16 protein-coding genes are annotated in these 17,680 nt (G+C 69.3%); 15 read left to right on the top strand and 1 reads right to left on the bottom strand.

Annotated elements, in window-relative coordinates:
- The 8 genes from PHZ_RS20855 to PHZ_RS23875 all read left to right on the top strand — a co-directional run bounded on the left by PHZ_RS20855 (nt 1) and on the right by PHZ_RS23875 (nt 10,330).
- Nucleotides 1-3,243: an efflux RND transporter permease subunit gene (locus PHZ_RS20855; RefSeq protein WP_012520480.1), complete on the top strand. Its 3,243-nt coding sequence runs from the start codon at nt 1-3 to the stop codon at nt 3,241-3,243.
- Between the two features lie 65 nt (nt 3,244-3,308).
- Entirely contained in the window at nt 3,309-3,812 is a 504-nt protein-coding gene (locus tag PHZ_RS23320) for a hypothetical protein (protein ID WP_041374511.1), read from the top strand.
- Nucleotides 3,809-4,258 (top strand): DUF411 domain-containing protein, encoded by a 450-nt coding sequence (locus tag PHZ_RS20865; protein WP_012520481.1) that lies wholly within the window; start codon nt 3,809-3,811, stop codon nt 4,256-4,258. Before PHZ_RS23320 ends, PHZ_RS20865 begins: the two co-directional genes overlap by 4 nt.
- Before the next feature lie 24 nt (nt 4,259-4,282).
- The gene (locus PHZ_RS20870) at nt 4,283-4,633 is read left to right on the top strand and encodes a DUF190 domain-containing protein (RefSeq protein ID WP_012520482.1); all 351 of its coding nucleotides are present in this window, start codon (nt 4,283-4,285) and stop codon (nt 4,631-4,633) included.
- A 17-nt stretch (nt 4,634-4,650) separates the two neighbouring features.
- Complete coding sequence (locus tag PHZ_RS20875) at nt 4,651-7,194, top strand: heavy metal translocating P-type ATPase (protein WP_012520484.1); 2,544 nt, start codon at nt 4,651-4,653, stop codon at nt 7,192-7,194.
- A 62-nt stretch (nt 7,195-7,256) separates the two neighbouring features.
- Nucleotides 7,257-7,856, top strand: coding sequence for a M23 family metallopeptidase (locus tag PHZ_RS20880; RefSeq protein WP_187149123.1), 600 nt, complete (start codon nt 7,257-7,259; stop codon nt 7,854-7,856).
- 604 nt (nt 7,857-8,460) lie between these two features.
- Nucleotides 8,461-10,041 carry a TolC family outer membrane protein gene (locus PHZ_RS20885; RefSeq protein ID WP_049758524.1) on the top strand — a complete coding sequence of 527 codons (1,581 nt, stop codon included), beginning with the start codon at nt 8,461-8,463 and terminating at the stop codon, nt 10,039-10,041.
- Nucleotides 10,034-10,330 (top strand): helix-turn-helix domain-containing protein, encoded by a 297-nt coding sequence (locus tag PHZ_RS23875; RefSeq protein WP_187149124.1) that lies wholly within the window; start codon nt 10,034-10,036, stop codon nt 10,328-10,330. Before PHZ_RS20885 ends, PHZ_RS23875 begins: the two co-directional genes overlap by 8 nt.
- Before the next feature lie 98 nt (nt 10,331-10,428).
- Here PHZ_RS23875 and PHZ_RS21985 read toward each other — a convergent pair whose 3' ends face one another.
- The gene (locus PHZ_RS21985; RefSeq protein ID WP_049758526.1) at nt 10,429-10,977 is read right to left on the bottom strand and encodes a copper-binding protein; all 549 of its coding nucleotides are present in this window, start codon (nt 10,975-10,977) and stop codon (nt 10,429-10,431) included.
- An 856-nt stretch (nt 10,978-11,833) separates the two neighbouring features.
- On the opposite strand from PHZ_RS21985, the gene PHZ_RS20900 reads away from it, so the two are divergent.
- From PHZ_RS20900 to PHZ_RS20920, 7 genes are all read left to right on the top strand, one after another.
- On the top strand, nt 11,834-12,349 hold the full coding sequence (locus tag PHZ_RS20900; protein ID WP_012520490.1) for an outer membrane protein assembly factor BamE: 516 nt from the start codon (nt 11,834-11,836) through the stop codon (nt 12,347-12,349).
- Between the two features lie 508 nt (nt 12,350-12,857).
- Nucleotides 12,858-12,992, top strand: coding sequence for a response regulator (locus PHZ_RS23815; protein ID WP_269079175.1), 135 nt, complete (start codon nt 12,858-12,860; stop codon nt 12,990-12,992).
- Nucleotides 12,989-13,222, top strand: coding sequence for a hypothetical protein (locus tag PHZ_RS23730; RefSeq protein ID WP_012520492.1), 234 nt, complete (start codon nt 12,989-12,991; stop codon nt 13,220-13,222). Before PHZ_RS23815 ends, PHZ_RS23730 begins: the two co-directional genes overlap by 4 nt.
- A gap of 267 nt (nt 13,223-13,489) precedes the next feature.
- The gene (locus PHZ_RS20905; protein WP_041374608.1) at nt 13,490-14,572 is read left to right on the top strand and encodes a flagellar basal body P-ring protein FlgI; all 1,083 of its coding nucleotides are present in this window, start codon (nt 13,490-13,492) and stop codon (nt 14,570-14,572) included.
- Nucleotides 14,573-14,704: 132 nt separating this feature from the next.
- On the top strand, nt 14,705-15,100 hold the full coding sequence (locus PHZ_RS23325) for a hypothetical protein (protein ID WP_041374513.1): 396 nt from the start codon (nt 14,705-14,707) through the stop codon (nt 15,098-15,100).
- Nucleotides 15,101-15,164: 64 nt separating this feature from the next.
- Complete coding sequence (locus tag PHZ_RS20915) at nt 15,165-16,430, top strand: TolC family protein (protein WP_012520494.1); 1,266 nt, start codon at nt 15,165-15,167, stop codon at nt 16,428-16,430.
- Nucleotides 16,430-17,662, top strand: a complete 1,233-nt coding sequence (locus PHZ_RS20920; protein ID WP_012520495.1) for an efflux RND transporter periplasmic adaptor subunit — start codon at nt 16,430-16,432, stop codon at nt 17,660-17,662. Before PHZ_RS20915 ends, PHZ_RS20920 begins: the two co-directional genes overlap by 1 nt.
- Nucleotides 17,663-17,680: the final 18 nt, after the last annotated feature.

A 17,680-nucleotide genomic window follows, 5' to 3' on the forward strand; every position in this document is an offset into this window, starting at 1 on the left:
ATGATCGGCCGCATCCTATCCATGTCGGTGAAGGGGCGTTGGTACGTCCTTGTCCTGACCCTCATCATCGCCGGTCTCGGCGTCTGGCAGCTGGCGAAGCTGCCGATCGACGCGGTGCCGGACATCACCAACAAGCAGGTGCAGATCAACTCGGTGGCGCCCGCGCTGTCGCCGGTAGAGATCGAAAAGCGCGTCACCTTCCCCATCGAGACGGCGCTCGCCGGCATTCCCGGTCTGGAGTCGACGCGGTCGATATCGCGCAACGGATTCAGCCAAGTCTCGGCGGTCTTCAAGGAAAGCACCGACCTCTACTTCGCCCGCCAGCAGGTGGCGGAGCGGCTGACCCAGGCGCGCGACACCCTCCCGGCCGGCGTGCAGCCCCAGATCGGTCCGGTCACGACCGGCCTGGGCGAGGTCTACATGTACACCGTCGAGTTCGCCAATCCGGGCGGCAGGGGCGCGAAGGTCAAGGATGGCGCCCCGGGATGGCAGTCCGACGGTTCTTATCTGACTCCGGAGGGCGAGCGGCTGAGCGACCCTGTGGCGCAGGCCGGTTATCTCCGCACTGTTCAGGACTGGATCATCCGGCCGCAGCTGCGCACCGTGAACGGCGTGGCCGGGATCGACTCCATCGGCGGCTACGAGAAGCAATACGTCGTGGAACCCGACCCGGCGAAGCTGGCCGCCTACGGCGTCTCCTATACGGAGCTGGCGAAGGCTCTGGAAGCGGCCAACCTCTCCGTTGGCGCGAACTTCATCCAGCGGGCCGGTGAAGCCTATCTGGTGCGGGCCGACGCCCGGGTCCGGACGCTGGACGAGATCGCCAACGCGGTGATCGCCACCCGCCAGACCGTGCCGGTGACGGTCAAGGATGTGGCCACGGTTCGCGTGGGCGGGGATCTGCGCACGGGCGCGGCCACCAAGAACGGCCAGGAAACCGTCGTGGGCACGGCGCTCATGCTGATCGGCGAGAACAGCCGGACCGTCGCCAAGGCCGTCGGCGAGAAGCTCAACGAGGTGAAGAAGTCGCTGCCGCCCGGGGTCGTGGTCAATGTGGGCCTCGACCGCTCCGTGCTGGTGAACGCCACCATTGGGACCGTGGAGCGGAACCTCACGGAGGGCGCCATTCTCGTGGCGGCCACCCTGTTCCTGCTGCTCGGCAATGTGCGGGCGGCCTTCATCGCCGTGCTGATCATTCCCTTCTCATTCCTGATGATGGCGATCGGGATGAACAGCCTGGGCGTGCCCGGCAACCTGATGAGCCTAGGGGCGCTCGACTTCGGCCTGATCGTCGACGGCACGGTGATCATCATCGAGAACTGTCTGCTGCGGCTCGCGGAGCGACAGCACCATGAGAACCGGCTGCTGAACCTGAACGAGCGCCTCGAGACGGTCCTTCACGCCTCGCAGGAGATGATCCGCCCCACCGTCTACGGGCAGGCGATCATCTTCCTCGTCTTCGCTCCGCTGCTGACCTTCACCGGCGTCGAGGGGAAGACCTTCTCCCCCATGGCCATCACCATCATGCTGGCGCTGGCGGCGGCGTTCATCCTCTCGCTCACCTTCGTGCCGGCCATGGTGGCCATCCTTATGCGCGGCAAGGTCGCCGAGAAGGAAGTCCGGATCATTCAGTGGCTGAAGGTTCGCTACGAACCCCTCCTGGCGCGCTCACTCGCGCGGCCGTGGCCGTTCATTGGCGCCGGGGTCGCCGTCTTCCTGCTGAGTGGGGTGGTGTTCACCACGCTTGGGCAGGAATTCATCCCGACCCTGGACGAGAAGAACATCGCCCTCGGCGCCTTGAAGATCCCCTCCACGTCGCTCGAGCAATCCAAGACCATGCAGCAGCAGGTGGAGCGGGCGGTCGCCTCGCTGCCGGAGGTCCAGATGACCTTCTCCAAGACCGGCACCGCCGAGGTCGCCACCGACCCCATGCCGGTCAACCAGTCCGACAGCTTCGTCATCCTGAAGCCCAGCGAGGAGTGGCCGAAGGGGGTCACCACGAAGGAACAGGTGGCTGAGCGGATCCTCAAGAAGGTCGAGCCGCTGCTCGGCAACAGCTACGAGATCACCCAGCCGATCCAGATGCGCTTCAACGAGCTCATCGCTGGCGTGCGGGGCGATGTCGCCATCAAGCTCTACGGCGACGATCTCGACAAGATGAGTGCCGCGGCTGGCAAGATCGGCTTGGTGCTGCAGGGAATCCAAGGCGCCGAGGGCGTGCGCGTCGAGCAGACCGCTGGCGCGCCCACCCTGGACGTCCGGTTCGACCGCGCCGCCATCGCCCGTTTCGGCCTGACCGTCGAGGAGGTGGCCGACACGCTCGCCACGGCGCTCGGCGGCCGCGAGGCCGGCGCGGTGTTCGAGGGCGACCGCCGCTTCGACATCGTCGTGCGGGTGCCGATGACGCAGCGCAACGACCTGGACAGCCTCGGAGCGACGCCCGTGATGCTGCCGTCTTCGGACGGCGCGCCCAGCCAGTCGGTTCCGCTGCGCCAGCTGGTGGAGCTGCGCTTCACCGACGGCCTCAACCAGGTGAGCCGTGAGAACGGCAAGCGCCGCGTCGTGATCCAGGTGAATGTGCGCGACCGCGACATCGGCTCGTTCGTCACCGAAGCGCGCAGCAAGGTCGAGGCCGTGGCCCTGCCAACCGGCTCCTACCTGCAGTGGGGCGGCCAATATGAGAACCTCCAGGCCGCCACCCAGCGCCTGAGCATTGTCGTGCCGCTGTGCTTCCTGGCGATCTTCGTCATCCTGTTCATGGCCCTGGGGGGGCTCGCCCGCGCCGTCGCGGTGTTCGCCGCCATCCCCCTCGGGCTGGCGGGCGGGGTGTTCGCGCTGGCCCTGACCGGGATCACCTTCTCGATCTCGGCGGCCGTGGGCTTCATCGTGCTGGCCGGCGTGGCGGTGCTCAACGGCCTGGTGGTGATGTCGAGTATCCGGCAGCGTCTCGACGAAGGCATGCCCGTCGCCAGGGCGATCTACGACGGCTCGGTCGAGCGGTTCCGGCCGGTGTTGATGACCGGCCTCGTTCCGGCCATCGGCTTCATCCCGATGGCGCTGGCCCACGGGACCGGCGCGGAGGTGCAGAAGCCGCTGGCCATGGTGGTGATCGGGGGGCTGATCACCGCCACGCTGGTCACGCTGCTCGTGCTGCCCGCCATCTCCCAGCTCATCCTTAGCCTCGGGCGCAAGCCCGCGGCCGAGGGTGACCGTCCAGCAGCTCTCCAGCCCCAAGCGAGCTGACTGGACCCGCCGGCGCGGCTCCCCCCAGGCCGCGCCGGCGCCCACCTTCAAGAGGGAGGACAGCCATGCGTTTCCCCGCACTGCCGAAAGACCCCGTGCGTCACGATTGCGGACGGGCGGGGACGGCGAGCAGGAGGTCCGGACTGAGCGGTCGGCTCATCGCCGCGGCGCTGCTTTGGGCGCCGCTGGCCGCCTCGGCGGCCCCGCATGAGGAGCAGCCGCTCGTTGTGGAGCCCGCGAGGCCCGGCGTTTGGCGCGCTGACGCGAAGGGCATGCTCATCGAATTCCAGGCGCCGTTCGGATCGCAGGGCGCCCTGTCAATACGGTTCATCGGGCAGGGCGGAGAGTCCATCGCGCCACCACCCGCGCGGCAAGTCAGCCTGACGTCCTCCGGTGGCCCCGCCGTTTCGTTCTCACCGTCTGCAGGCGGGTGGACGTCCACGACCCAGGCTCCCGCCCCTCAGGACGGCGCGCTCCTGAGCATCATCGAAGCCGATCACCGTCACGACTTCCGGCTCAACGTCCATGCGAAGCCCGATTCCACGCAACCAACCGAGAGAACGCCATGAAGGGTCTGTCTCGCCGCGGCGCCCTAGCAGCGCTTGCGATCGCCGGGCTCGCGCCAGGGCGGACGCTCGCCGAGAGCCAATTCACCGTCTACCGCACTGCTGGCTGTCAGTGCTGCCAGGCGTGGGTCTCGCAGATGGAGTCCGCGGGCTACCGACCACGGACGGTCATCGTCGACGATCTCGCGGACGTCCGGCTCCGCTACAAGGTGCCGGCCGACCTGGCCGCCTGCCACACAGCCGTGATCCACGGCTACGTCGTGGAAGGCCACGTGCCCGCTGAGGACGTACAGGCGCTGCTGCGGCAGCGGCCCCAAGCCATCGGCATCGCAGTTCCCGGCATGCCCGCCGGCGCGCCCGGCATGGAGCAAGCCGACGGCAGCCGAGAAGCCTTCATGACCCTGTTGCTCCTGGATGGCGGCCGCAGGCGGATCTTCGCGCGTCACTGACCCTCATCTTCAGGAGAACCCAACATGCAGTCACCCGGCCAAGCCGTCCTGCTTCGCATCTATACCGACGAGAACGCCCTGGTGGGCGACCGCTCGCTGATCGACGTGATCATCCGAAGAGCCCGTGACGCCCATCTCGCCGGCGCCACCGTGCTGCGCGGCCGCAAAGGTTTTGGGGAGTCCGCGCGGCTGCACGAGCACCGTCCATTCGACCTGAACGACAACCTGCCGGTCGTGATCGAGTTCGTCGATGAGGAGGCGCGTTTGCGCGCCTTTCTGCCCCAACTGGATGACCTCAAGGACATCGGCTTGGTCACCTTCGAGAAGGTCGAGGTGCTCCGCTACGGCGGGCATCACGCCGACCCCCACGCGTAGCGGGCAGGAGCATCGACATGGCCCAGGTGGAGCTCCGACTGCCACTCGAGTCGGTTCTGGGAGGCGGGGCGGATCTTTGCGAGCGCTGCGTCGGGGTCCTGACGTCCGTCGCCCAGGGCCATCCCGCCGTGGCGGAGGCGCGCGTCGAGGCCAAGCAGGGGGCCGGCGAGCACCTGTTGATCCGCTTCGACGGGGAACGGGCGCCGCCCAGCCAGCTCCGCGCCTTTATCGAGGACTCTGGCGCGGTTATCGCGGAACGGTTTGGCCATTTCGTCTTCCGGGTCGGCGGGGCGATCCATCCCCGGATGGCTCGGCGTATCCGTGACCATCTCCGCGCCCAGGCCGGCGTCATCCATGCCGATGTGCGGCCGGTAGGCCGCGCCTTCGTCGAGTTCGACCGGGAGAAGACCAGCGAGGCGGCGCTGCTGGAGTCTGTCCGCACCCTCGGGGTCGAACTTCGATCATTTGACGCGGAGGCGCTTCCCTCAAATGCCGCGGCCGGAACCGTCGACCAACCTCCGCCAGCGCCTCTCCGCCAGGACACGGTGGCCGAAGGCCCCGAACGCGACGAGGATGAGGATGGGCATGCTCATGGCCAGGGTGAGGACAAGCATGAACACGCGCATGCGCACGGGGGCATCTTTGGCGAACGCACGGAGCTGATCTTCGCTCTGCTCGCCGGCGCGGTCCTGGCCGCGGGATGGCTGATCGAGCGACGCGTCGCCGGTCTCGTACCGCTCGCCTTCTACGTCGCCGCCTACGTCTTCGGCGGCTTTTTCACCGTGCGGGAAGCGTTCGAGAACCTCCGTCAGAAGCGCTTCGAGATCGACACCCTCATGCTGGTGGCGGCGGCCGGAGCCGCGAGCCTTGGCGCCTGGGCGGAGGGCGCCTTGCTGCTCTTCCTGTTCAGCCTTGGGCATGCGCTCGAACACTACGCCATGGGGCGGGCGCGGCGCGCGATCGAGGCGCTGGCGGAGCTCGCCCCGGAGCGGGCCACCGTGAGGCGCGGGACAGCCACCGAGGAGGTCCCGGTCGAAGCCCTCGAGATCGGTGACGTCGTCATCGTCCGCCCCAATGAACGCCTGCCGGCCGACGGCGTGGTGATCGCCGGCGCCAGCAGCGTCAACCAAGCGCCGATCACGGGCGAGAGCGTGCCCGTCGACAAGGCGGCAGCTGCGGACGCCCAATTGGACTTCAACAAGGCCGGCCCGGAGCACCGGGTGTTCGCCGGCACCATCAATGGGGCCGGCGTGTTGGAGGTTCGCGTCGCCCGGCGTGCGACCGAGACGACCCTGGCCCGCGTGGTCAAGATGGTGGCCGAGGCCGAGACGCAACGCTCGCCGACCCAGAGGTTCACCGATCGCTTCCAGCGCATCTTCGTTCCCGTGGTGCTCGGCCTCGTCGGCCTCTTGATGTTCGCCTGGCTGGTTCGCGACGAGCCCTTCAGCGTCAGCTTCTACCGGGCGATGGCGGTTCTGGTGGCGGCCAGCCCGTGTGCGCTGGCGATCTCGGTGCCCAGCGCGGTGCTCAGCGGCGTCGCCCGCGCCGCCCGGGGCGGGGTGCTCGTGAAGGGCGGCGGACCGCTCGAGAACCTCGGATCGCTGACCGCGCTGGCGTTCGACAAGACGGGCACCTTGACCGAGGGCAAGCCGCGCCTCACCGACGTCGATCCGGCCGACGGCGTCAGCGAGCAGGAGTTGCTGGCCGTGGCGGTGGCTGTGGAGGCGCTCAGCGACCATCCGCTGGCCGCCGCCATCGCGCGCGACGGCGCCGAACGGCTGGGCGACCGGCCAAGTGCGGTTGCAACGGACGTTCGCAGCCTGACCGGACAAGGTGTCCAGGCCCTTGTCGACGGGGCTCCGATCCTGATCGGCAAGCCGGCCATGTTCGACGCCGGCGAAGGACCCCGACCCTCGGAAGCCGTCTGGAGCGACGCGCGACGACTCGAACGCAATGGCCGCACCGTGGTGATGGTCCGCAAGGGGGACCGCTATCTCGGCAGTCTGGGCCTAATGGACACGCCCCGCCCGCCGGCGCGCCAGGTCATCGAGCGCCTCCGCGCGCTTGGCATCGAGCGGATCCTCATGTTGTCGGGGGATAACCAGTCCGTCGCCGACGCGATCGCCCAGAGCCTGAAGCTCGACGAGGCCAAGGGCGGGTTGATGCCCGAGGACAAGGTCAGGGTGATCCAGGAGCTGACGGCGCAGGAGGGCCGCGTCGCCATGGTGGGCGACGGGGTCAACGATGCGCCGGCGCTGGCCAACGCGACCGTAGGGATCGCCATGGGCGCAGCCGGGTCCGATGTGGCGCTGGAGACCGCCGACGTGGCGCTAATGGCCGACGACCTCAACCACCTACCGTTCGCCGTGGGCCTCAGCCGCCGGACCAGCCGGGTGATCAAGCAGAACCTGTGGGTGAGCCTGGGTGTGGTGGCCTTCCTGATCCCTGCGACACTGTTCGGCCTGAAGATCGGCGTCGCGGTGCTCTTCCATGAGGGCTCTACCGTCCTCGTCGTGGCCAACGCCCTGCGCCTGCTCGCCTACAAGGATCGTGACGCGTGACGTCTCCTGGAACAATTGTCGGACGGGCCGCGCACCTCGTGGCGTCGCCGGCGCTCTCCCGCGTGGCGGTAATCGCCGCGATCGCCGTGGGCCTTGCCGGTGGCGCAGCCTTGGGCGGGCGCGCAGAGGCGGTGACTGCCCCCGTCCCGCACTCACAGTCCTTGGCCGCGCCGGCGGGTGACACGCCTGACGGCGTAGACCTCGACCAGGACGGTCGCACCGATCTGGCCTGGCCGCAGACGCTCGGACAACGCGGCGAGGACGCCTACGGCTCTGGGGCGTTCGGCGCATCCCGGGACGGCGGCCGCCGGCGGCACAACGGGCTCGACCTGGTGGCGCCGGTCGGCGCCCCGATCCGCGCGCCGATTTCAGGCATCGTCACCCGGGTGGGGCAAGCCTACGCCGGCGAGCCGGAATTGCAGTTCGTCGAGATCACGAGCCCCACGACGCGGTACTCCGCGCGGGTCTTCTATGTCGGATCGTCTCGCGCCCCGGGGGCGCAGGTCACCGCCGGGGAGATCATCGGCCGGGCCCAGGACCTCGGCCGTCGATACGCGTCCGGCATGACGAACCATGTCCATGTGGAGTTCGCCAACCATCGCGGCGCCGTCTTGGACCCTTTGGCCGTGCTGCCGGCATCCCCGCGTAGCGCCGACACATGAGGAATGGAGGAACATCGTGCGTCTAGTTGCAATCTTCGCAGTGGGCGTGGTCGCTTTCGCCGGGGTCGCCGCGGCAGCGCCAGCCGAGCGCGTGGAGGTCGCCACCGAAGTGATCCCGCTTACGGGCTTTCGACTGGAGCCCCCTAGCGTCACCCGCGACGGCGAGTCTCTGCGATTTCGAGGTTTCCTGTGCCGAAAGTCCGTCGCGATGTCGCCTTACCGGGTGCGCCTTGAGCGACTCTCCAGTGACGGCCAGGTGCTGGGCGCTGCAACCGGCCGGGTCTCGGGGCTCTCAGGCCGCGGCCACCGCTGCACGGTCTACACGGTCACCGCCCCTTGGCGTCTGGAACCCGGAGACCGGGTGCGGGCCTGCGCGCAACGGGGAGACGGGCCGTGCCCCGCCGCTGGCTGAGGGGCAGGGCTTGGCGTCGGCGTCGCCAGGGAAGGCTCGAACGTCCAGGCGCGCGCGGCCGGCTTCTCACGCGACTGGTCCTGATCGGCATGGCGCTGCTTTTGGCAGCCTACATCGCGCCGCTCTTCCTGTGAGAATCGACATCAATCGCTCGGATGCGTCCCCCGCGCCGAGCCGGAAAGGAGCTGAGATATGCTCGCGGCCCTGGAAGTCACCGTGAGGCGTTGTCGCGCAAAGCATGGGACCGCCGCGCGGTGGCGCATAGCGGTCGCCTGCGGCTTGGCGGCGCTGAGCGCCACCGCAGCGAGAGGCGAAACGCTCGCCGACGCGATTACCCGCGCCTACGAGAGCAACCCGACGCTGGCGGCCCAGCGTGCACAGGTGAAGCTCGCCGACGAGGCCTATGTTCAGGCGCGGGCGGGGCTGCGCCCGCAGGTCAATGCGTCGTCCACAGCGTCCTATAGTCGGACATCCGTCAACGCCGGCCGCGGCACGTTCGTCGACACCAATGGGGATGGCATCCCTGACACTGCGGTTACCGGGTCGGGCGTGACCGAGCGGAACCTCGGCAACGCATCCCTCTCCCTCAGTCAGCCGATCTACACCGGTGGACGCACGACGGCGTCGATCACGGCGGCCGAGGCCGAAATCCTCGCCGCGCGCGAAGCGCTTCGGGAGACGGAGGGCAATCTCGTGCTCAGCGTCGTCCAGGCTTATGTGGACGTCAGGCGGGATCAACGTATCGTAGAGATCCGGCGGCAAGACGTGCAGACCCTCGCGCGTCGACTCGAGGAAACCCAGGCCCGCTTCGACGTCGGCGAGCTCACCGGCACCGACGTCGCGCAGGCCAAGGCGAGACTTGGAACATCGAGAGCCCAGCTCGCCGCCGCCGAGGGGCAACTGGAGATCAGCGCCGCCGCCTATGCTGCGGTCGTGGGTGACGATCCGGGGGAACTTGCGCCGCGTCCGGATCTGGACCCACTGCTCCCCGTTACCATAGCTCAGGCCTACGACACCGCTGAGCAGCAGAGCCCGCGCATCGGGAGCGCCGAACTGGTAGAGCGCGCGAGCCGCGCGCGCATCGCGTTCGCCAAGGCGCAACGCCGACCGACCGTGAGCCTTAGGACGGGCTACGGCTACTCCGGCCAGATCGACCCCTTCGTGGCAGATCGCCTCGCCCGCAACCTGTCGGCGTCCGTCGTGACGACCCTTCCGCTCTATTCCGGCGGGATACTGTCGTCGCAGGTGGAACAGGCCGTGCAGCGCAACAACATCGACCGACTTCGTTTGGAGACCACGGAGCGGCAGGTCCGCCAGGCGGTCGCGCAGGCATGGAGTCAGCTGCGGACCGCCCGGGCGGCGATCGCCGCCAACGAGGAGGTGGTGAAGGCCGCTCGGTTTGCGCTCGAAGGCGTACGTCTGGAATTCGAACTGGGCCTGCGCACCACGCTGGACGTCCTGAATGCGGAGCAGGAACTGCGAACCGCCGAACTCGCCTTGGTCACCTCGCGTCGCGACGCCTACGTCGCCAGCGCCGCGCTCCTGAACGCGCAGGGACGACTGGAGGCGCGGGCGCTGGCGCCGCAGCTGGCCCTCTACGATCCTTCCGCTTCGTTCCGGCGCCGCGCAGCGCCGGGCGTCTGGGCGCCGATCGATCATCTGACCCAGAGCCTGGATCGCATCGGAGCTCCGCGCGACGCGGCGGCCGTCGACCCGGCTGCGCCGGCCAGGGGCCAGACCCAAGGCACGGCTAGGGGGACCCGGCGTGAGTGAGCCGACAGCTCCCGCCCCCATTCCCGCCCGGCGGTCCGGCGCCGGTCTCGCCTCCGAGGTCGGCTCTCGGCTGCGTGCCCGGCGGCAACGGGCAGGTCTGAGCCGCCCAGAGCTGGCTAAGGCGCTGGGCGTAAGCGAGCGACAGCTGCACGACTATGAAGACGGGAGGGTTCGTGCGAGCGCCGCGATGCTGGTCCGGGCCGCGAAGGTGCTTGGATCGACCACCCTCGACTTCTTCCCGACCGTGGCCCAAATAGACACGGTCGCGCGCAAGAATATCCCCCGGTAGGCCTGAGGCCGCTTTGCAGGAACCGCAAGCGCTTGAGTAAAGGCAGACGCCGTCCCATTGCGACGCCTTGTCCGTTGAACGGGTTGTTGGGTCGTCGCCTATGGCGGCGGGCTGGACTGAACAGGCGGCCGCCCCGGTCTCGCAACGGAAAGGGGCTTCAGAACCGCGATCTCGGCCACGCCGGCGCGGCGCTCGATGTGGAATTCGACGAGCGTTCCAGCGGCGACGCCTTCGAGAAGGCGGGGCGATGCCACGGGCAGCGTCAGGCGCATCGCCGGCCAATCGGAGCCGGGGGCGGGGTCGTGATCGATGGTGATCGTGCGCGCCATCCGATCGACGGCTGTGACGTGGCCGACGCCCTTGGCGCGCGCTGGCATCGCCGACAGGGCCGCGCCCTCCAGGGCCCCGTCGTGCTCTGGAGGCGTAAGCTGCCGGCGGTGAGCGGCCATGGCTTCGGGAGTGCGTCGGACGACCGGCCTCTCGCACGCGGACAGGCAAAACCCTGCGAGCAGAATGAACAGCGGCAGGGTTGTCCGCACGGCGCCTCCTTGGGTCCCTATCATGGCGAAAAGGCGCTCGCCGAAGGGAGGCTCCTGCGATCTGTGGATGCACATGCTCTTGGCGATGTCGCGCTGCTGTCCGGTCATCCTCGAGGCCTGGGGTGGCGCGGCTTAGCTGGGCGGAGATTGAGTTCGGTTGTCGAGGTCGCGGGGATCAACCGTCTTCACCTCCGCCCCGGCGGGCTGGGAGGGGGGCCCCGCCGACCCCGAGCCGGACCGCGGCAGCGGGCGGTCAAGCGGGGCGTACTTACCGCAGCTTGAAAGCGCCAAGGCGACGAGGGATCCAACGAACAGGAGTGCAAAGCGCATGTTGTCTCCTTGCTGGGTCCGACGCGTTGGCGCCGATCTGACGCACGGTCCACCTTCCGCGCGTGGAGCGCCGCGTCGAGAGAACTGTACCAGACTAGCGCCACCACCACATTGTACTCGGCGCGCACGAGACAGCCGAGCCGTTCCCACCTATAAAAGGGACATGGCGCCAACGGCGACATCTCCCCGGCTCTTCCGGTTCGCTCCGAGGGGACGCTGCGCATGGCGACGTCGGCTCACGACGTCGCTCACCGTGATGCTGGCCTGGCTGATGATCTTAGGCGGAGCGGTCGCCCCGTCGGTCGCCCATGCCGCCCTGGAACCCACCCGGGGCGCCGCCGTCGCCGTGACGGATGGCGGGGTGAAGGACAGAGGCCAAGCCTCTGAACGCGGCGGTGTCGTCCCCACTTGCGCGGGTCACTGTGCGATGCACGCGTGGAGCCTCCCTGTCGCGCAGTTGGGCGCGACACTTCCTGCAAGCTTTGCGGCAGCCACATGGCCAGGCTCCGGCATCGGCGGGGCTGTCGTACGCCGGCCAGTAGCCTTGGAACGGCCCCCTCGAGTCTGACGTGAGCGCACCGGCCTGTCCGGGTCGGTTGATCTTCGTCACACAATCCTGGGGATTTATGCCACCATGCGCTCCGTTCTGCGTCCCATCATATTCCAGCGACGCTTGGCGATCGCCAGCCTTGCGGCTGTAGCTTTCGCGATCAGCGGCTGCACGACCATCACCAGCCATTCCGGCTATCAAGCCATAGACACCAATCCAACCGATCTCGCGGTCGGGACCGACACCAAGTCGACGGTGCGGGCAAAGCTCGGTTCGCCGTCGGTCACTTCAACCTTCGACCCGAACGTCTGGTTCTACATCTCGCAGATCAAGGCAAGGGCCGCCTTCCGCCGGCCACAGATCATCAAGCGCGACATCGTCGCTCTCGGCTTCGACAAGGAAACCGAGGTGTTGAAGACGCTCGACACCTTGTCGCTGAAGGATGGGAAGGTGATCGCGTTCAACGGCCGGGAGACGCCGACACGCGGCCGGGAGATGACGATCCTCGAACAGCTGCTGGGCAGCGTTGGCCGTGGTTCGATGCTCCCGCGGGACGACTACGGTGTGCCAGGCAACCGACCGGGCGACCGGCGTCGCTGACCGTAAAAGAGGGCCTTGCCGAGGCTGTGCGGCGGCCCCTCATTTTTCCGCGGGCGGCGACCGCGACGAAGAGGTTTCGACACGTGCGAGAGGATCCCCATCGGGAAGGTCCACGCGCCGCCTGGGACAGCCGGCCGCGCGCGACCTGGCGCACCCTCGCGGGCATGGCGATTGGCTTCGCCATCCTGGCGGCGAGCCTCTACGCGGTCTTCGAATTTAGCGAGACCCGCGCCCACCGGCCCTGGCGGGGTGAGTACGTGGTCGTCTCGCCACATGGCTGACCAGCTCTCACCTCGGAGTTCCGCCAGCCGCCCGCCATTCGGTCCCGCACGACACGAGGGGGTCGGCGAAGCCTTGGAGATGCGGCGCTGAGCCAAGACGCACCGATCGCGGCCGGATTCACGTTTCGGAAGGCCGCCATGGCTTATGAACGAGGCTTCGGCGCCGCCGGCGCCTGCGAAATTCGGGTCGGAGCGCTCGGATGGCGATGAGGGGTAGCTTGCCCCGCGTGCTGCTCGTGGAAGACGAGCTGCTTATCCGCGATCTTCTTCAGAGCGCACTCGAAGACGCCGGCTTCGAGGTCGCCGACGCCGACAGTGGCGCTGCCGCCATCGACCTTCGAGCCAATTCGCGGGCGTCGTGACCGATGTCAATCTCGGAAGTGGAACGACGGGCTGGGACGTCGCGCGTGCGGCGCGACGCGCGGATCTGCGCATCGCCGTGGTCTATATGAGCGGTGGCAGCGCACATGAGTGGGCGGCGGAAGGCGTGCCAGACAGCGCAATCTTGGCGAAGCCGTTCGCTCCCGCGCAGCTCGTCGTGGCGCTCGCCACCCAGCTCAACAATGTGGGATCGAGCGCTGGAGAGGCGTAGGCGCCGGCCCGCATTGCGTACTCGCCGCGTGGCTGAAGCACGTGACCGGATCCGCCAGTGAGGGCGCGCGGTCCCTCGGGTTTGCCGCGTTGGCGGCGTTCTGGATGAAACGTGGTTAACGGTTCGATTACTCGGCGCTGTCATAAGACTGCCTAGCGGGAACGCACCGGCGCGGCGCGCGGACGTTGTCGAACTGCGCCGGCGCAGGAGGACCCCTTGCACGAGGTCGCGCGGAGATTTGCGAGGCGCGGGTGTTTCGCGGCCTTCGTGAGCCTGTTCGCCGTAGGGCTCTTGGCGGCGCCCTCAAGCGCGGCCACGTCCCGGATCAAGGATATCGTCCAGGTCGAAGGGGTGCGGGAGAACGCGCTGGTTGGGTACGGACTGGTCGTGGGGCTAGCCGGCACGGGCGACGCGCTGCGGAACGCGCCTTTCACCCAGCAAAGCCTGGAGGCGATGCTGGAGCGTCTTGGCGTCAATACGCGGGACGCTCGCCTCAACACCAAGAATGTCGCCGCGGTGATGGTCACGGCGAAGCTCCCGCCCTTCGCGGCCGCCGGCTCGCAGGTGGATGCGACCGTCTCCGCCATGGGATCGGCGAAGAGCCTGATGGGCGGAACGCTTTTGGTCACGCCGCTCCTAGGGGCGGACGGCCAGACCTACGCGGTGGCGCAAGGGTCGGTGCAGACAGGCGCCGTCTCCGCGAGCGGCGCATCCGGTTCTTCGGTGACGAAGGGCGTACCCACGTCTGGCCGCATCGCCAGCGGCGCCATCGTCGAGCGCGAGACGGGATTCCAGTTCAACGCCATGCGGCAACTGCGCCTCAACCTGCGAAACCCCGATTTCACCACGGCGGTGCGGGTGGCCGACGCCATCAACCGCCGCTTCCCCGACGCTGCACGGGCGCAGAGCCCGACGATCGTTCAGCTCTCGGTGCCGGCGACGTCCACGACATCAGGGTTCGTCACCGCCGTGGAGGCCCTGCCGGTGGAGACCGATACGCCGGCACGGGTCGTTATCGACGAGGTGGCGGGCGTCATTGTCATGGGCGCCGATGTTCGGATTTCCACGGTGGCGATCAGCCAGGGCAACCTCACGATCTCGGTGCGGGAGACGCCGGCTGTGAGCCAGCCTTCGCCGTTTGGCCAGGGCGAAACCGTGGTGACGCCGCAGTCCAGCGTCGAGGTGGACGAAGAAAAGGGGAGAGGACTCGTGAGGCTGCCGGCGGGCGCCTCACTGGGCAGCCTGGTGAGCGGACTGAACGCGCTCGGCGTCACGCCACGGGACATGATCTCGATCCTTCAAGCTATCAAGGCGGCCGGCGCGCTGCAGGCTGAGATCGAGGTGTTGTAGGCTTTCAGAGGCGCCTGGTCGCCGCAGGTGCGGTTTGACTGTCGCGGCCGAGGGCGATGCTGGGCATCCGCCGGCTGGCCCTGCGGCTGTTCGCCCCTTGCGTTTATGGCCGCCCCAAGGTCTAAGGGCGCCGTGATCGCCAAGGTCCTCCCATTGCACGTCCGGCAAGGCGCGGCGCGTAGCCGCGGCTTCGCTTGGCTGCACATCGTCCTGGCGATCGTTCTGGTCTTTGCGGCTTTGCACCCTCAGGCTCATGCCGCGGGGCTTGCCACGCCGCTTGGCGTCGCTGCCGATACCCGCGGCGAGGCGTCCTTAGCGCCGCTGGCGGATTTTGCGCCCGACGAGGTCCCCCAGCCGACCGATGGCGGCTCAGTGTGCGCGGGAAGCTGCAAGGTGGAACTGGCCGCGCCGGCCCACTTTGTGGCGCCGGCCTATATTCCCGTGGTGCGAGCGGGATGGCCTGTGCTGGACGATCAGTGGGCGCAGCTGACGCGTCCGTCGCGGCTGGAGCGGCCCCCCCGAGCCTGATGCGGACCTCGGCGCCGTGGGCGCCTGACGCCTTGCATCTGGATCATCGGGGATAGCGACTTTCATGACACTCATCATGCGCGGGCGGCTGCGGTATGCAGCCGTGAGCGCGGCGGCGATCCTGGGCGCGTGGGCGTCGGGACGCGGCGCGGCGGCCGAACCGGCCCCGCCTTACCGGGACCTCCTGGCCCAGGCGCAGTCGAGCGCGCCCCGGCTGGCCGAAGCCGAGGCCGGCGTGCGCCAGGCCCAGGGCCTGGCGCGACAGGCGGCGGCGCGGCCGAACCCGACCGCAGCGGTCGAGATGGAGAACTTCAGCGGCACCGGCCCCTATCGGGGCACGGGCGCGGCCGAGACGACGTTCTCCGTTGGCCTGCCGATCGAGCTCGGCGGCAAGCGCGGCGCGCGGGTCGCCGCCGGCCGGGCCGGGGTCGATGCGGCGCGGGCGCGGCTCGTCCAGGCGCGGGCCGACTACGCCTTCGAGCTGGCGGCCGCCTATGCCGAGGCCGAAGCCGCCGAGCGGCGGGTGACGCTGGCGCAGGAGTCGCTGACCCTGGCGGAGGAAGACCTGCGCGCCGCCCGGGCGCTGGTGGAGGCCGGCAAGGAAGCCGAGCTGCGCAGCCTGCAGGCCCAGGCCGGCGTGACCTCGGCGCGGGCGGCCCTGGATGCGGCCCGCACCGCCCGGGCCAGCGCCTTCGCCCGGCTGACGGCGCTCGCCGGCTCGCCGGCGCCGTTCACCGCGCTTTCCGAAAGCCTGCTGCCGCGGCCGACGCCTGAGAACCTCGAGCGCACCATCGACGCCCTGTCGGTGCCGGCCGTGGTCGCCGCCCAGGCCGAGCGGGAAGCCGCCGCCCGGCGGGTGCGGGTGGAGCGTACGCGCGCCATCCCCGACGTCACCGTCTCGGCCGGCGTGCGCCGTTTCAGCGGCGACGACTCCAGCGCCGTGGTGGCCGGGGTCTCGGTGCCCATCCCGGTGTTCGACCAGAACCGCGGCAACGTCAACGCCGCCCAGGGCGAGCTGCTGGCGGCTGAGGCGCGGCTGAACGCGGCGCGGCTGGACGCCGAGGCGGAGCTGCGCACGGCGCTCTTCCAGGTGGAGGCGGCCCAGACCCGGGTCGCCGCCGCCGTGCAGACCGAGGCCACCGCGGCCGAGGCCTACCGGCTCACCCGCATCGCCTATGAGGCCGGCAAGTCGCCGCTCGTCGAGCTCACCAACGCGCGCCGGGCCCTGGCCGAGGCGCGCACCCAAACCATCGAAGCCCAGCTGCAGCGCCTGCGCGCCGAGGCGGGCCTGGCGCGGCTGCAGGGCCGCGCCCCCTTCGGAGTCTCCTGATGCCCCGCAAATCCCTCACCGCCGGCGTCAACCGCAACTGGCTGCTGGCCGGCGCCGCCCTCGTCGCCGCCACCGGCATCGGCTTCACCGCCGCCAAACTCACCAGCCCCAAACCCCCAACCGCCGCCGAAGCGCCCGAAGAGGGAGAGGCGGGTCACGGCGAGGGCGAGGCCCACGCTGAAGGCGAAGGGCACGCTGAAGAAGGTGCGGAAGCCGAAGTCGTCGCGATGGACGACGCCCGGATCAAGACTGCGGGCATCCAACTCCAGCCCGTCGCGGTCGGCGGGTTGGGGGCGGAGATCCGAGCCCAGGCCACCGTCGAGGCCGAACCGTCGGGGCAGGCGGCGCTGACCGCGCGGGCGGCCGGCTCGATCGCGCGCATCAACAAGCGTCTGGGCGACCCCGTCCGCGCCGGCGAGACCCTGGCCCTCGTGGAAAGCCGCGAAGCCGCGCAGATCGCCGCCGATCGCGCCACCGCGACGGCTCGCGCCGAGCTCGCGCGCAAGGTGGCGGCCCGGGAGCGGCGCCTCTATGAGCAGAAAGTCGGGGCGAGGCAGGACCTGGAAGCCGCACAGGCGTCTCTAGCGGCCGCCGAAGCCGAGGCCAGGCGCGCGGCGGCGGCGGCGGGCGCGGCCGACGTATCGGCAGACGGCCGATATGTGCGTGTGGTCAGCCCCATCAGTGGACGCGTCACGGCCATGTCGGCCAGCCTTGGCGCCTTCGTGCAGCCTGAGACCGAACTCTTCCGGATCGCCGACCCAAGCCGCATCCAGGTCGAGGCCGCCGTGTCCGCGCTGGATATGCAGCGGATTCAGCCCGGCGACCGCGCCAGCATCGGCGCCGCCGCCGGGACGGCTATTCCTGCGATCGTGCGGTCGATCACGCCGGCCGTCGATGAGCAGACCCGCGCCGCCACCGTGGTGCTCACCCCGACGGGCCCTCTCGGGGACCTCCGGCCCGGCCAGCTCGTGGAAGCCCGCATGACCTCGGCCCGTTCCGCCACCCGCGCGATCGTCGTGCCGGACGAGTCCATCCAGACTGTCGAGGGACGCTCCGTTGTCTTTGTCCGGACGCCCAAGGGCTTCCGCGCGCAGCCGGTCACGGCCGGGCGGCGGACCGGCGGGCGCGCCGAGATCCTGGAGGGCCTACGGCCCGGCGATGTGATCGCCGCAGCCAACGCCTTCGTGCTGAAGGCGGAACTCGGCAAGGGCGAGGCGGAACATGGCCATTAAGCCGAACCATTCGAAAGG

Source organism: Phenylobacterium zucineum HLK1 (genome assembly GCF_000017265.1).
Lineage (GTDB): Bacteria > Pseudomonadota > Alphaproteobacteria > Caulobacterales > Caulobacteraceae > Phenylobacterium > Phenylobacterium zucineum.

Coding starts and splice junctions, on each gene's coding strand:
- PHZ_RS20885 (WP_049758524.1), top strand. CDS start 8,461: ATGCTCGCGGCCCTGGAAGTCACCGTGAGGCGTTGTCGCGCAAAGCAT.
- PHZ_RS20900 (WP_012520490.1), top strand. CDS start 11,834: ATGCGCTCCGTTCTGCGTCCCATCATATTCCAGCGACGCTTGGCGATC.
- PHZ_RS20915 (WP_012520494.1), top strand. CDS start 15,165: ATGACACTCATCATGCGCGGGCGGCTGCGGTATGCAGCCGTGAGCGCG.
- PHZ_RS20920 (WP_012520495.1), top strand. CDS start 16,430: ATGCCCCGCAAATCCCTCACCGCCGGCGTCAACCGCAACTGGCTGCTG.
- PHZ_RS23320 (WP_041374511.1), top strand. CDS start 3,309: ATGCGTTTCCCCGCACTGCCGAAAGACCCCGTGCGTCACGATTGCGGA.
- PHZ_RS20875 (WP_012520484.1), top strand. CDS start 4,651: ATGGCCCAGGTGGAGCTCCGACTGCCACTCGAGTCGGTTCTGGGAGGC.
- PHZ_RS20870 (WP_012520482.1), top strand. CDS start 4,283: ATGCAGTCACCCGGCCAAGCCGTCCTGCTTCGCATCTATACCGACGAG.
- PHZ_RS20855 (WP_012520480.1), top strand. CDS start 1: ATGATCGGCCGCATCCTATCCATGTCGGTGAAGGGGCGTTGGTACGTC.
- PHZ_RS21985 (WP_049758526.1), bottom strand. CDS start 10,977: ATGACCGGACAGCAGCGCGACATCGCCAAGAGCATGTGCATCCACAGA.
- PHZ_RS20865 (WP_012520481.1), top strand. CDS start 3,809: ATGAAGGGTCTGTCTCGCCGCGGCGCCCTAGCAGCGCTTGCGATCGCC.